This window comes from Streptomyces omiyaensis (assembly GCF_014650895.1).
GTDB classification, from domain to species: Bacteria; Actinomycetota; Actinomycetes; order Streptomycetales; family Streptomycetaceae; genus Streptomyces; species Streptomyces omiyaensis.
The window spans coordinates 417,543-431,317 of sequence record NZ_BMVV01000003.1; the positions used below are offsets into that span (position 1 = coordinate 417,543).

Sequence of the window (13,775 nt, forward strand, 5' to 3'; positions counted from 1 at the left end):
GCGACACTTGACCCCCTGCCGACGGGAACCGGCGAGGCCGGACGAGGCCCGGAGGCGCGGACCGGGCAGGCCCGGCCCGGTCCAGCAGGACGCAGCAGGACTCAGCAGGACCCATGAGGACACGGAGAAAGGTGCCCCGAGTGCCCCGCCGCAGAATCGGCTTCTGGTACCGCCTCGCGGCGGTCATCGCCAAACCCCCCCTGGTGGTTCTGTTCAAGCGGGACTGGCGCGGCACGGAGCACATCCCGGCCGAGGGCGGCTTCATCACGGCGGTCAACCACAACTCCTACCTGGACCCGCTCTCCTACGCGCACTACCAGTACAACACCGGCCGGGTGCCCCGGTTCCTGGCCAAGGCCGGCCTCTTCAAGGCCGGATTCGTCGGCACCATGCTGACCAACACCGGCCAGATCCCCGTCTACCGCGAGACCGCGAACGCCCTGGACGCCTTCCGCGCCGCCGTGGACGCCATCGAGCGGGGCGAGTGCGTCGCCTTCTACCCCGAGGGCACCCTCACCCGCGACCCCGACATGTGGCCCATGCCCGGCAAGACCGGCGCCGCCCGCGTGGCCCTGCTCACCAAGGCCCCGGTCATCCCGGTGGCCCAGTGGGGGGCCAACCTCGCGATGCCGCCGTACGCCAAGACGGACAAGTTCCGGCTCTTCCCGCGCAAGACGCTCGTCGTGCAGGCCGGACCGCCCGTCGACCTCTCCCGCTTCGACGGCCTGGAGCCCACCCCCGAGGTGCTGCGCGAGGCCACCGAGACGATCATGGCCGCCATCACCGCCCTCCTGGAGGAGGTCCGCGGCGAGAAGGCCCCCGCGGAGCCGTACGACCCGCGCCGCGCCCGCCAGGAGCAGCGCCGCAAGGCCGCCGAGGGAGGCACCAAGTGACCAAGGCCGCCGTCTTCGGCAACGGGTCCTGGGGCACCGCCTTCGCCATGGTGATGGCCGACGCGGGCTGCGAGGTGAGCCTCTGGGGCCGCCGCCCCGCGCTCGCCGACACCATCAACGCCACCCGCACCAACCCCGACTACCTGCCCGGCGTCGAACTCCCCCGGGGCATCACGGCCACCGCCGACGCGGCCGAGGCCGCCGCGGGCGCCGACTTCGCCGTCCTCGTCGTCCCCTCCCAGACGCTGCGCGAGAACCTCGCGGCCTGGGCTCCCGCGCTCGGCCCCGAGACCGTCCTCGTCTCCCTGATGAAGGGCATCGAGCTCGGCACCGCCAAGCGGATGAGCGAGGTCATCGGAGAGGTCGCCGGCGTCCCCGCCGAGCGGGTCGCCGTCCTCACCGGCCCCAACCTGGCCCGTGAGATCGCCGCCCGGCAGCCCGCCGCCGCCGTCGCCGCCTGCGTCGACGAGTCGGTCGCGCAGCGACTCCAGGCCGCCTGCATGACCCCGTACTTCCGCCCTTACACCAACACCGACGTCGTCGGCTGCGAACTCGGCGGCGCGGTCAAGAACGTCATCGGCCTCGCCGTCGGCATCGCCAACGGCATGGGCCTCGGGGACAACTCCAAGGCCACGCTGATCACCCGCGGCCTCGCCGAGACCACCCGACTCGGCCTCGCCATGGGCGCCGACCCGCTCACCTTCTCCGGCCTCGCGGGCCTCGGCGACCTCGTCGCCACCTGCTCCTCGCCGCTCTCCCGGAACAACACCTTCGGCACCAACCTGGGCCGCGGGATGACCCTCCAGGAGGCCGTCGCGGCCACCAAGCAGACCGCGGAGGGCGTCAAGTCCTGCGAGTCGGTGCTCGATCTGGGCCGCCGGCACGGCGTCGACATGCCCATCACCGAGACGGTCGTCTCGATCGTCCACGACGGCAAGCCGCCCACGGTCGCGCTCAAGGAACTGATGTCGCGCAGCGCCAAGCCCGAGCGCCGCTGAGCCGGACGCGGGAGCCCGTCAGCGGGGCGCTCAGGAGTTCGGACACCGCAAGGTACGCTCATCGTGATATGAGCGAGAACACCCAGAGCCCCCGCAAGCCGCGCGTGGCCGTCGTCTTCGGCGGACGCAGCTCGGAGCACGCCATCTCCGTCGTCACCGCCGGCGCCGTCCTCAAGGCGATCGACCGGACCAAGTACGACGTGCTTCCCATCGGCATCACCCGGGAGGGGCGCTGGGCGCTGACCGCCGACGCCCCCGAGCGGATGGCGATCGCCGAGCGCACCCTGCCGGACGTCGACCGGCTCGCCGAGTCGGCGACCGGCGGCGTGGTCCTCCCGGTCGACCCGGCCGACCGCGAGGTCGTCCTCCACGAGCCCGGCAGCCTGCCGCGGGCCCTCGGCCAGGTCGACGTCGTCTTCCCCATGCTCCACGGCCCCTACGGCGAGGACGGCACCCTCCAGGGCCTCCTGGAACTCTCCGGCATCCCGTACGTCGGCGCCGGCGTCCTCGCCTCCGCCGTCGGCCAGGACAAGGAGTACATGAAGCGGGTCTTCGTCTCCTACGGCCTGCCCGTCGGCCCGTACGAGGTGATCCGGCCGCGCGAGTGGGACCGCAACCCGGCCGAGGCCCGCAAGAAGATCGTCGAGTTCGCCGCCGACCACGGCTGGCCGCTCTTCGTGAAGCCCGCCCGCGGCGGCTCCTCCGTCGGCATCACCAAGGTCGACGACCTCTCCGGCCTCGACGAGGCCGTCGAGGAGGCCCGCCGCTACGACCCGAAGATCATCGTGGAGGCGCTGGTGCGCGGCCGCGAGATCGAGTGCGGCGTCCTGGAGTTCGAGGACGGCCCGCGCGCCAGCGTGCCCGCCGAGATCCCCCCGGTCACCGACCACGACTTCTACGACTTCGAGGCCAAGTACATCGACTCGGCCTCCGGTCTGGTGCCCGCCCCGATCGGCGACGAGGCCACCGCCGAGGTCCAGCGCCTCGCCGTCGCCGCCTACGAGGCCGTCTCCTGCGAGGGCCTGGTCCGCGCCGACTTCTTCCTCACCGAGGACGGCGACTTCGTCATCAACGAGATCAACACCATGCCCGGCTTCACCCCGATCTCCATGTACCCGCGCATGTGGCAGGAGAGCGGCGTGAGCTACCCCGAGCTCGTCGACCGGCTGATCCAGGCCGCCCTGACCCGCTCCACGGGCCTGCGCTAGCCGGCGCCCGCGGCCCCGTCCCCGGGACCCGGGGACGGGACGCCGGCGGGCCCGCCGGGCCCGGCGGGCCCGGCCTAACGGCACTCGGGCTCCAGGGCGCAGGGCACCGCGCGCGCCACCGGGGCGGCCAGGTCCACCAGCGGCCCGATGTCGTGCGCGTACCGCTCGCCCAGCGCCACCTCGACGTACGTCTCGCGGTAGACCGAGGTGAAACGCGGCCCGCTGGCGGCCCCGGACGGCTCCACCATCCAGCGCACGCCCTCGGCGGAGACGGCCTGCGCCTGCGGATCGCTCATCTTTTCGGGCCGGGGGACCCCGCAGCGCAGTACGATCGCTCCGTCACCCCACCCGGCGGTCAGCTCGGAGTCGGGCGACGGATCGCTCCGCTCCTGCCCCGCCACGGCGTCCGGGAGCTCCTTCGCCAGCGCACGGCAGAGCGCCGCCTCCGCCGCGGGCGGAGTCGGCACCGGCACCGACGCCTGGGCGGCGGAGCAGCCGGTGACGGCCAGCAGCAGGACGGCGGCTGAGACGGGCAGGCCGAGGGGCCGGTGGGAAGACGTCACCGGCCAAGGGTAGACGGGGGCTACAGATGGACGACCGGGCAGGTCAGGGTGCGGGTGATGCCGTCCACCTGCTGGACCTTGGCGACCACCATGCGGCCGAGCTCGTCGACCGTGTCGGCCTGGGCCCGCACGATCACGTCGTACGGTCCGGTCACGTCCTCGGCCTGGATCACCCCCGGGATCTTGGAGATGGTGTCGGCGACGGTCGACGCCTTACCCACCTCGGTCTGAATCAGGATGTACGCCTGTACCACGGAACCTCCAGGGCGGCCACGAGGATCTTGTGGGAGAAAGAGACGCCACGGTACCGCGTCGCCGGAAGCCACGGGGAGACCCGCGCCTTCCGGAGCGCCCGGGGTGTGGCGTACACAGGACGGAAGTTGACGGTCAACTTGACGGTACCCAGCACGGTGACGGCCCGCGACCCGCGGCGGGAGCGGACGCTCCGACGCCCACCGGCCGGCACGACGACACGAGGTGAGACGCGGTGAAGGGCACAGTCGGAGAACTGGGAGAGTTCGGGCTCATCAGGGAGCTCACGTCCCGGCTCACCTCCACCCCGGCGGTACGGATCGGGCCCGGCGACGACGCCGCCGTGGTCTCCGCCCCGGACCGGCGCGTGGTGGCCAGCACGGACATCCTGCTCGAAGGACGGCACTTCCGCCGCGACTGGTCGACGGCCTACGACGTCGGCCGCAAGGCCGCGGCCCAGAACCTCGCCGACATCGCCGCCATGGGCGCGGTCCCCACCGCGCTCCTCCTCGGCCTCGTCGTCCCCGCCGAACTCCCCGTCACCTGGCCCACCGAATTGATGGACGGCCTGCGCGATGAATGTCAGGTCGCGGGCGCGGCGGTGGTCGGCGGCGACGTCGTCCGCGGCGACACGATCATGGTCTCCATCACCGCCCTCGGCGACCTCCGCAACCACGACCCGGTCACCCGCGGCGGCGCCGAACCCGGCGACGTCGTCGCCTACACCGGCTGGCTCGGCTGGTCCGCCGCCGGCTACGCGGTCCTCTCCCGCGGCTTCCGCTCCCCGCGCGCCTTCGTCGAGGCCCACCGCCGCCCCGAACCCCCCTACCACGCCGGACCCGCCGCCGCCGGGCTCGGAGCCACCGCCATGTGCGACGTCAGCGACGGCCTGATCGCCGACCTCGGGCACATCGCCGAGGCCAGCAACGTCCGGATCGACCTGCGCTCCGGACTCATCGACATCCCCAGCCAGATGCACGACATCGGCCAGGCCGTCGGCGTCGACCCGCTCCAGTGGGTGCTCACCGGGGGAGAGGACCACGCCATCGTGGCCACCTTCCCGCCCGACGTGAAGCTCCCCGCCCGCTGGAAGGTCATCGGCGAGGTCATCGCCCCCTCCGCGCTGCCCCAGGTGACCGTCGACGGCGCCCCCTGGCACAGCGCCGGCGGCTGGGACCACTTCGGGGAGACCGAGTGAGCCCCGCCCCGCCGCTCGTCCTCACCGTCGCCGGATCCGACTCCGGCGGCGGCGCCGGCATCCAGGCCGACCTCAAGACCATGCTCGCCCTCGGCGTCCACGGCATGAGCGTCCTCACCGCCGTCACCGCCCAGAACTCGCGCGGCGTCCACGGCGTCTGGGAACTCCCCGAGGACGCCGTCCGCGCCCAGTACCGGGCCGTCGTCGACGACATCGGCGTCCACGCGGTCAAGACCGGCATGCTCGCCACCGCCCCGCTCGTCGAGACCGTCGCCGCGCTCCTCGCCGGCACCCCCGGGGTGCCCGTGGTCGTCGACCCGGTCGGCGTCTCCAAGCACGGCGACCCGCTCCTCGCCGCCTCCGCCCTGGAATCGGTGCGCGCCACCCTGCTCCCCGTCGCGACCGTCGCCACGCCCAACCTGGACGAGGTGACGCAGCTCACGGGGATCGTGGTCGAGGACGAGGCGGGGATGCGGCGGGCCGCCGACGCGATCCTCGCGTACGGACCCCGCTGGGCGCTGATCAAAGGCGGACACCTCCCCGGCGACGCCGCGGAGGTCGTGGACCTGCTCACCGACGGCACCGAGGAACACTGGCTGTACGCGCCCCGCCACGACAACCGGCACACCCACGGCACCGGCTGCACGCTGGCCTCGGCGGTCGCCTCGGGACTCGCCAAGGGCCTGCCCGTCCCGAAGGCCGTACGGGAGGCGAAGGCGTACGTCACCGGGGCCCTCGCCGCGGGCTTCGCCCTGGGGGAGGGCATCGGCCCCGTCGACCACGGCTGGGAACACCGCCGCTGACACGGCGAAGGGCGGGGTCCGGCCCCCGAGGCCGGACCCCGCCCTTCGCCGATGCGGGCGAGGCGGGTCGTGCCCGCCCGTCACCAGGGCAAGGCAAAAGGCCGGACCACCGAGGTGGACCGGCCTTTCAAGGCAACCGCAGGGGCTGCGCTACGACACGGAAACGTCGCGATTAGCGCGAGACCTTGCCGGCCTTGATGCACGAGGTGCAGACGTTGAGCCGCTTCGGCGTCCGACCGACCACGGCACGCACACGCTGGATGTTCGGGTTCCAGCGACGAGACGTACGGCGGTGCGAGTGCGAAATGTTGTTGCCGAAGCCCGGCCCCTTGCCGCAGACGTCGCAGTTGGCAGCCACGGGTCACTCCAAAGACTTCAGATTTACAGTGAGATCCGGCGCACCGGAATCAGGAGTCTGAAGTGGCTTGCCGGGGATGGCCCGGCGAGTGCCGGGCAACCGAAGCAGCATACAACGACTGCTTCCGTGGAACGAAACTACCACGGTCCGGGCCCGTCCCGTCCCGGCCCCCGGGTCCGGGAACCCCCGGTCTACCCTGCGGTGAGCTCCACCGCCTAAGGAGGACCCCCGTTGTCGCGAGCCCCGCAGCCCCCCGGCCACATCGCCCGGAGTGACGAGCGCCTCGTCCTCGACGCAGGGGCGGTCCGGGAGTGGAGCGCGCGGACGGCCGAGGCCCTCGGCCGGGACCGGGCCGCGATCGACGCCATCAACGTCTTCCCGGTCGCCGACGGGGACACCGGCACCAACCTCTACCTGACCGCCGACGCCGCCCACCGGGCCGTCGAGGCCGTCTTCACCGCGCCCGGGGCCCTCGGCACCTCCGCCCCCGACACCGCCGACGCCGTCCGGGCCATGGCCCACGGCGCCCTCCTCGGCGCCCGCGGCAACTCCGGCACCATCCTGTCCCAGCTGCTCCGCGGCATGGCCGGCGTGCTCGCCGAGGGCGCCGACGGCGACCACCTCGCCCGCGCCCTCGCCACCGCCGCCGCCTCCGCCCGCGCGGCCGTCGCCCACCCCGAGGACGGCACCATCCTCACCGTCGCCGCCGCCGCGGCGGCGGACTGCGCGGCCGGCGGAGCCCTCCCGGACGTGGCCAGGAGGGCCTACGACGGGGCCAGGACCGCCCTCGCCGCCACCCCCGGCCAGCTGGCCGTGCTCGGCCGCGCCGGGGTCGTGGACGCCGGCGGGCAGGGCCTGGTGACCGTCCTCGGCGCGCTGGTCGAGACGGTGACCGGAGAGACGCCCGAACCGCCGCCGCGGGCCCCGGCGCCGCGGCCCGCCGCCGAGCCCGGGCCCGGGGGAGCGGGGGAGCCCTGCGGCCCCGACGGCGAAGGACCCGGCTACGAGGTCCTCTACCTCCTGGAGGCCGAGGACGCCGCCGTCGACCTGCTCAGGGCCCGGCTCGACGCCCTCGGGGACTCCCTCGTCGTCGTCGGCGGCGACGGGCTCTGGAACGTCCACGTCCACGTCGACGACGCCGGAGCCGCCGTCGAGGCCGGGATCGAGGCCGGCCGTCCCCACCGGATCCGCATCACCCACTTCGCCGCCCCCGCGCCCGCCCCCGTCCCGGCCCCCGGGCCCGCCGCGGGAACCGCCGCCCCCGCGCGCGAGGAACGGGCCGCCCGCGCCGTCGTCGCCGTCCTCCCCGGCGAGGGCCTCGCCGGGCTCTGCGCCGAGGCCGGCGCCACCACCGTCCGGACCGGGCCCGGCGGACCGCCCGCCGGGGACGAGCTCCTCGACGCCGTCCGCCGCGCCCGCGCGCGCGAGGTGGTCCTGCTGCCCAACGACACCGAGCTGCGGACGGCCGCCGCCGGCGCCGCGGAACGCGCCCGCGCCGAAGGCATCCGGGTCGCCCTCATCCCCACCCGGGCCGCCGTCCAGGGCATCGCCGCCCTCGCCGTCCACGAACCCGGGCGCAGCTTCGACGAGGACGTCGTCGCCATGACCGCCGCCGCCGGCGCCACGCGCTACGCCGAACTCGCCGTCGCCGAACGCCAGTCCTTCACCAGTGCCGGCGTCTGCCAGGCCGGCGACGTCCTCGGCCTCATCGAGGGCGACGTCGCCGTCATCGGCGAGGACCTCACCGACACCGCCCGCACGGTCCTCGACCGGATGCTCCAGGCCGGCGGCGAGCTCGTCACCCTCGTCGTCGCCGACGGCACCCCGCCCGGCCTCGCCGACACCCTCGAAGCCCACGTCCGCCGCGGCTACCTGGCCGTCGACACCGTCACGTATCACTCCGGAGAAGGCGCCCCGCCGCTCCTCATCGGCGTCGAGTAGCCGGGTCCGGGGCCCTTCCGGGCGCGTTGTCCACAGGCCTCGCCCCGGCTGTCGGCGTCGTGGTGTGCAATGGAGGACGTGCCCGCGCTCGACGAACCCCTCAAGAAGTCCCTCGGCCCCGCCACCGCCAAGGTCATGGCCGAGGCCCTCGACCTGCACACGGTCGGCGACCTCCTCCACCACTACCCCCGGCGGTACACGGAGCGGGGCGAGCTGACCACCCTCTCCGACCTGCCGCTCGACGAGCACGTGACGGTCGTCGCCCAGGTCGCCGACGCCCGCGTCCACACCTTCAACGGCGCCAAGGGACGCACCCAGCGCCTGGAGGTCACCCTCACCGACGGGTACGGCCGGCTCCAGCTGGTCTTCTTCGGCAAGGGCGTCCACAAGCCCCACCACGACCTGGCGCCCGGCACCCGCGCGATGTTCTCCGGCAAGGTCTCGCTCTTCAACCGGCGCCTCCAGCTCGCCCACCCCGCCTACGAGCTCCTCCGCGGCGACGGGGACGCGGCCGTGGACACCTGGGCCGGCGCCCTCATCCCGATCTACCCGGCCACCACCAAGCTGGAGTCCTGGAAGATCGCCAAGGCGGTCGACGCCGTCCTGCCGAGCGCCGCCGACGCCGTCGACCCCCTCCCCGGGGCGCTCCGCCGGGACCGCGGCCTCGCCGAGCTCCCCGACGCCCTGCGCCTGATCCACCGCCCCCGCACCAAGGCCGACGTCGCGGCCGCCCGGGACCGGCTCAAATGGGACGAGGCCTTCGTCCTCCAGGTCGCGCTCGCCCGCCGCCGCCACGCGGACACGCAGCTCCCCGCCGTGCCCCGCCGCCCCGCCGACGACGGCATCCTCGCCGCCTTCGACGCCAAGCTCCCCTTCACCCTCACCGACGGCCAGCTCAAGGTCTCCGAGGAGATCTTCGCCGACCTCGCCACCGACCACCCGATGCACCGCCTCCTCCAGGGCGAGGTCGGCTCGGGCAAGACCCTGGTGGCGCTGCGGGCTATGCTCGCCGTCGTCGACGCAGGGGGGCAGGCCGCGATGCTCGCCCCCACCGAGGTCCTCGCCCAGCAGCACCACCGCTCGGTCACCGAGATGATGGGCGAGCTCGCCGAGGGGGGGATGCTCGGCGGGGCCGAGAAGGCCACCAAGGTCGTCCTGCTCACCGGCTCCATGGGGGCAGCGGCCCGCCGGCAGGCCCTGCTCGACCTGGTCACCGGCGAAGCGGGCCTCGTCATCGGCACCCACGCGCTGATCGAGGACAAGGTCCAGTTCCACGACCTGGGACTGGTCGTCGTCGACGAGCAGCACCGCTTCGGCGTCGAGCAGCGCGACGCGCTCCGCGGCAAGGGCAAGCAGCCCCCGCACCTGCTCGTGATGACCGCCACCCCGATCCCCCGGACCGTCGCCATGACCGTCTTCGGCGACCTGGAGACCTCCGTCCTCGACCAGCTCCCCGCCGGACGCTCCCCGATCGCCAGCCACGTCGTGCCCGCCGCCGACAAGCCGCACTTCCTCGCCCGCGCCTGGGAGCGGGTCCGCGAGGAGGTGGCCGGCGGCCACCAGGCGTACGTGGTCTGCCCCCGGATCGGGGACGAGGAGGACGGGAAGAAGGCGGCCAAGGGCAAGCCGTCCGCCGAGGACGAGGCCGAGAAGCGCCCGCCGCTGGCCGTCCTCGACGTCGCCGGGAAGCTCTCCGCCGGCCCGCTCGCCGGGCTCCGCGTGGCCGTCCTGCACGGGCGCATGCACCCCGACGACAAGGACGAGGTCATGCGCCGCTTCGCCGCCGGCGAGCTCGACGTCCTCGTCGCCACCACCGTCATCGAGGTCGGCGTCAACGTGCCCAACGCCACCGCCATGGTGATCATGGACGCCGACCGCTTCGGCGTCTCCCAGCTCCACCAGCTCCGCGGCCGCGTCGGCCGAGGCTCCGCCCCCGGCCTCTGCCTCCTCGTCACCGAGATGCCCGAGGCCAGTCCCGCCCGGCAGCGCCTCGGCGCCGTCGCCTCCACCCTCGACGGCTTCGAGCTCTCCCGCATCGACCTCGAACAGCGCCGCGAGGGCGACGTCCTCGGCCAGGCCCAGTCAGGCGTCCGCTCCTCCCTCCGGGTCCTCGCCGTCATCGAGGACGAGGAGGTCATCGCGGCCGCCCGCGAGGAGGCCACCGCCCTCGTCCTCGCCGATCCCGGCCTGGACTCCCACCCGGGCCTGCGCACGGCCCTGGACGCCCTGCTGAGCGAGGAGCGGGAGGAGTACCTGGAGAAGGGCTGACCGGCCGGGCCGCCCTAAGCTGGTCACGTGCCGCGCGAGCGGCACGTGACCGAGCAGCCGAGGACGACGAGGAAACGATGACCCGCGTGATCGCCGGCACCGCCGGCGGAAGGCGCCTGGCCGTGCCCCCGGGCAACGGCACCCGCCCCACCTCCGACCGGGCGCGCGAGGGCCTCTTCTCCACCTGGGAGGCGCTCCACGGCATCGAGGGCACCCGGGTCGCCGACCTGTACGCCGGCTCCGGCGCCGTCGGCCTGGAGGCGCTCTCCCGCGGCGCCTCCCACGCCCTGCTCGTCGAGGCCGACGCCCGGGCGTCCCGCACCGTCCGCGAGAACGTCCGCGCGCTCGGCCTGCCCGGCGCCGAGGCCAGGACCGGCCGGGCCGAGCAGATCGTCACCGGACCGGCCCCGGCCGAACCGTACGACCTGGTCTTCCTCGACCCGCCCTACGCCGTCGCGGACGAGGAACTGCGCGAGATCCTCCTCACACTGCGCTCGGGGGGCTGGCTGAGCGAGGATGCCGTCGTCACCGTGGAACGCAGCACCCGAGGCGGCGTCTTCGGCTGGCCGGACGGCTTCGAACCCCTGCGGTCCCGTCGCTACGGCGAGGGAACGTTTTGGTACGGTCGCGCCGCCTCTACGTGCGAAGACGCACGATGACCGGACCGGAGAGCGAGGGAACCAGGTTGCGCCGCGCCGTCTGCCCGGGGTCGTTCGACCCCATCACCAACGGACATCTCGACATCATCGCCCGCGCCTCCAAGCTGTACGACGTCGTGCACGTCGCGGTGATGATCAACCAGTCCAAGAAGGGCCTGTTCGCGGTGGAGGAGCGGATCGAGCTGATCCGCGAGGTCACCGCCGACTTCGGCAACGTCGAGGTGGAGTCCTTCCACGGCCTGCTCGTCGACTTCTGCAAGCAGCGCGACATCCCCGCCATCGTCAAGGGGCTGCGCGCGGTCAGCGACTTCGACTACGAGCTCCAGATGGCCCAGATGAACATCGGCCTGTCGGGCGTCGAGACGCTCTTCGTGCCCACCAACCCCACGTACAGCTTCCTGTCCTCCTCGCTGGTCAAGGAGGTCGCCGCCTGGGGCGGCGACGTCTCCCACCTGGTGCCCCCGGCGGTCCTCGGCCGCCTCACCGAGCGGCTGCGCGGGAAGTGACGCGCGGCCACCGCCGCTGACGCTCCGTCATCTGGTGTCGGACGGGCCACGACTGCCCTTACAGTCGTCCCGTCCGTCTCCATCCAGCTGTAGAGAGTGGCGAGCACCCGGTGGACGTGCAGAAGAAGCTCGACGAGATCGTCGCGACCGTACAGAACGCCCGCTCGATGCCCATGTCGGCCTCCTGCGTGGTCAACCGCGCCGATCTGCTCGCCCTCCTCGACGAGGTGCGGGACGCGCTGCCGAACTCCCTCGCCCAGGCCCAGGAGCTGATCGGCGGCCGCGAGCAGATGGTCGAGCAGGCCCGCCAGGAGGCCGAGCGGATCATCGACGCCGCCCACGCCGAGCGCGGCACGATCGTCTCCGACACCCAGATCGCCCGGCAGTCCCAGGAGGAGGCCGACCGGATCCTCTCCGAGGCCCGCCGGGAGGCCGAGGAGGTCCGCGCCGAGGCCGACGAGTACGTCGACTCCAAGCTCGCCAACTTCGAGGTCGTCCTCAACAAGACCATCGGCTCCGTCGACCGCGGCCGCGAGAAGCTCCTCGGCCGCGGCCCGGGCCTGGACGAGCACGGTTACGCGGACGAGGACGCCCCCGAGTACAGCGCGGACCCGCAGACCCTGATCGCCCGCGCCGACGAGTACGTCGACGCCAAGCTGGGCGCCTTCGAGGCGGTCCTCTCCAAGACCCTGGAGGCCGTCGGCCGCGGCCGGCAGAAGCTGCACGGCCGGATCGCCACCGACGCCCTCGGCGAGCACATGGCCGCCCAGGAGGGCCTCGGCCACTCCGTGCACACCAGCGACGCCGACTACCTCGCCGGACTCGCGGAGCTCGCCGACCCCCAGCCGGTCGCCCCCGTGCCCGCCCCGGTCGCCGCGCAGATCCCGGACCGGCACGAGCCCGACCCGTACGCCGCCTACCAGCAGTCCCCGCAGCCCCCGCAGGCCGCCCCGTACGGCTACCAGCAGCAGGATCCCTACGCGTACCAGCAGCCCCAGCAGGTCGACCCGTACGGCTACCAGCAGCAGGACCCCTACGCGTACCAGCAGCCCCAGGCCCAGCAGCCGCCGGCCGCGCTCGACGAGACCAGCTTCTTCGACACGAGCATGATCGACCTGGAGCAGCTGCGCCGCTACGAGCAGGGCCAGTAGCCGGGGCCGGAGCGGCGGAAGGGCCGGATTGGGCCCTGGGCGAAGCGTCCAGTATCCTGGCCCTTCGGTCGCGTGTATGTCCGCGATCCATGCTGCCCGCGAGCGGCAGCCCCCTGAGACTTGCGACGCGAACGATCCGAAAGCAGGAAGAGCCCTGAGCACGCGCCTCGACCACCGCAACCCCCTCGTGTTCGACACACACGAGCTGGGGCGGCGTCCCGGTGCCCTCCAGCGGATCTCCCGCACGGTCGACGCGCCCGCCGACCTCGGCGTCGCGGGGGTCGTCGGAGTGCCCGAGGGCGCTCCGGTGGAGATCGAGCTCCGACTCGAGTCGGTCATGGAAGGGGTGCTTGTCACAGGCACCGCCCGTGCATCGGCCGAGGGGGAGTGCGTAAGGTGTCTGGAGCCCGTCGAGCTGGAGCTCGACGCGGACTTCCAGGAGATGTTCTCGTACCCCGACTCCGACGACCGGGGCCGCGCCAAGGCGGCCACGGACGACGAGGACGATGAAGACGAGAGCATGATCCCCCTCGAGGACGGCATGTTCGACCTCGAACCCGTGCTGCGTGACGCAGTGGTACTCGCGCTGCCCATGCAGCCGGTGTGCCGGGAGGACTGTGCGGGTCTGTGTTCCGATTGCGGAATCAACCTGAACGACAACCCGGACCACCACCACGACGCCACCGACATCCGTTGGGCGGCACTGCAGGAACTCGCCGGTTCGCTGGGAGCCGACGAGAAGGACAACATGAGCGACGCCGCTACCGGTGTCGACGAGAAGCAGGAGAAGTAGCCGTGGCTGTTCCGAAGCGGAAGATGTCGCGCAGCAACACGCGCCACCGCCGGTCGCAGTGGAAGGCTGCGGTCCCCACCCTGGTTTCGTGTGAGCGTTGCCAGGAGCCGAAGCTGCAGCACATCGCGTGCCCGAGCTGCGGCACCTACAACAAGCGCCAGGTCCTCTCGGTCTGAGCGGGCTG

15 protein-coding genes are annotated in these 13,775 nt (G+C 73.2%); 12 read left to right on the plus strand and 3 right to left on the minus strand.

What is annotated here, in order from left to right; all coding sequences use genetic code 11:
• Positions 1-140: 140 nt before the first annotated feature.
• The 3 genes from IE287_RS07445 to IE287_RS07455 all read left to right on the plus strand — a co-directional run bounded on the left by IE287_RS07445 (position 141) and on the right by IE287_RS07455 (position 3,099).
• Entirely contained in the window at positions 141-893 is a 753-nt protein-coding gene (locus tag IE287_RS07445) for a lysophospholipid acyltransferase family protein (RefSeq protein WP_189848089.1), read from the plus strand.
• Positions 890-1,891, plus strand: coding sequence for an NAD(P)H-dependent glycerol-3-phosphate dehydrogenase (locus IE287_RS07450; RefSeq protein WP_189848090.1), 1,002 nt, complete (start codon positions 890-892; stop codon positions 1,889-1,891). Before IE287_RS07445 ends, IE287_RS07450 begins: the two co-directional genes overlap by 4 nt.
• Before the next feature lie 68 nt (positions 1,892-1,959).
• The gene (locus tag IE287_RS07455; RefSeq protein ID WP_189848091.1) at positions 1,960-3,099 is read left to right on the plus strand and encodes a D-alanine--D-alanine ligase family protein; all 1,140 of its coding nucleotides are present in this window, start codon (positions 1,960-1,962) and stop codon (positions 3,097-3,099) included.
• Between the two features lie 74 nt (positions 3,100-3,173).
• On the opposite strand, the gene IE287_RS07460 is transcribed toward IE287_RS07455, so the two are convergent.
• Together IE287_RS07460 and IE287_RS07465 are read right to left on the minus strand one after the other, a co-directional pair.
• Positions 3,174-3,662 (minus strand): DUF3515 domain-containing protein, encoded by a 489-nt coding sequence (locus IE287_RS07460; RefSeq protein ID WP_189848092.1) that lies wholly within the window; start codon positions 3,660-3,662, stop codon positions 3,174-3,176.
• Positions 3,663-3,682: 20 nt separating this feature from the next.
• Positions 3,683-3,916 carry an Lrp/AsnC family transcriptional regulator gene (locus tag IE287_RS07465; RefSeq protein ID WP_017947604.1) on the minus strand — a complete coding sequence of 78 codons (234 nt, stop codon included), beginning with the start codon at positions 3,914-3,916 and terminating at the stop codon, positions 3,683-3,685.
• Positions 3,917-4,149: 233 nt separating this feature from the next.
• Between IE287_RS07465 and IE287_RS07470 the strand changes: the two genes are divergently transcribed.
• A complete protein-coding gene (locus tag IE287_RS07470; RefSeq protein ID WP_189848093.1) occupies positions 4,150-5,112 on the plus strand; it encodes a thiamine-phosphate kinase in 963 nt (320 codons plus the stop codon).
• Positions 5,109-5,915 carry a bifunctional hydroxymethylpyrimidine kinase/phosphomethylpyrimidine kinase gene (thiD, locus tag IE287_RS07475; RefSeq protein WP_189848094.1) on the plus strand — a complete coding sequence of 269 codons (807 nt, stop codon included), beginning with the start codon at positions 5,109-5,111 and terminating at the stop codon, positions 5,913-5,915. Before IE287_RS07470 ends, thiD begins: the two co-directional genes overlap by 4 nt.
• Positions 5,916-6,087: 172 nt before the next feature.
• Here the strand turns inward: thiD and rpmB are convergent, their stop codons facing one another.
• Positions 6,088-6,273 (minus strand): 50S ribosomal protein L28, encoded by a 186-nt coding sequence (gene rpmB, locus IE287_RS07480; RefSeq protein WP_003957616.1) that lies wholly within the window; start codon positions 6,271-6,273, stop codon positions 6,088-6,090.
• A gap of 231 nt (positions 6,274-6,504) precedes the next feature.
• Here rpmB and fakA point away from each other — a divergent pair, with 231 nt between their 5' ends.
• From fakA to rpmF, 7 genes are all read left to right on the plus strand, one after another.
• Entirely contained in the window at positions 6,505-8,214 is a 1,710-nt protein-coding gene (gene fakA, locus IE287_RS07485; RefSeq protein ID WP_229883324.1) for a DAK2 domain-containing protein, read from the plus strand.
• A 69-nt stretch (positions 8,215-8,283) separates the two neighbouring features.
• Positions 8,284-10,482, plus strand: coding sequence for an ATP-dependent DNA helicase RecG (recG, locus tag IE287_RS07490; protein WP_189848095.1), 2,199 nt, complete (start codon positions 8,284-8,286; stop codon positions 10,480-10,482).
• 77 nt (positions 10,483-10,559) lie between these two features.
• Positions 10,560-11,141: a 16S rRNA (guanine(966)-N(2))-methyltransferase RsmD gene (gene rsmD / locus IE287_RS07495; RefSeq protein ID WP_189848096.1), complete on the plus strand. Its 582-nt coding sequence runs from the start codon at positions 10,560-10,562 to the stop codon at positions 11,139-11,141.
• A gap of 26 nt (positions 11,142-11,167) precedes the next feature.
• Entirely contained in the window at positions 11,168-11,647 is a 480-nt protein-coding gene (gene coaD, locus IE287_RS07500) for a pantetheine-phosphate adenylyltransferase (RefSeq protein WP_189848242.1), read from the plus strand.
• Between the two features lie 110 nt (positions 11,648-11,757).
• Positions 11,758-12,798, plus strand: a complete 1,041-nt coding sequence (locus tag IE287_RS07505) for a F0F1 ATP synthase subunit B (RefSeq protein ID WP_189848097.1) — start codon at positions 11,758-11,760, stop codon at positions 12,796-12,798.
• A gap of 76 nt (positions 12,799-12,874) precedes the next feature.
• On the plus strand, positions 12,875-13,591 hold the full coding sequence (locus tag IE287_RS07510) for a YceD family protein (RefSeq protein WP_189848098.1): 717 nt from the start codon (positions 12,875-12,877) through the stop codon (positions 13,589-13,591).
• 2 nt (positions 13,592-13,593) lie between these two features.
• A complete protein-coding gene (gene rpmF / locus IE287_RS07515; RefSeq protein ID WP_015036448.1) occupies positions 13,594-13,767 on the plus strand; it encodes a 50S ribosomal protein L32 in 174 nt (57 codons plus the stop codon).
• Positions 13,768-13,775 lie beyond the last annotated feature (8 nt).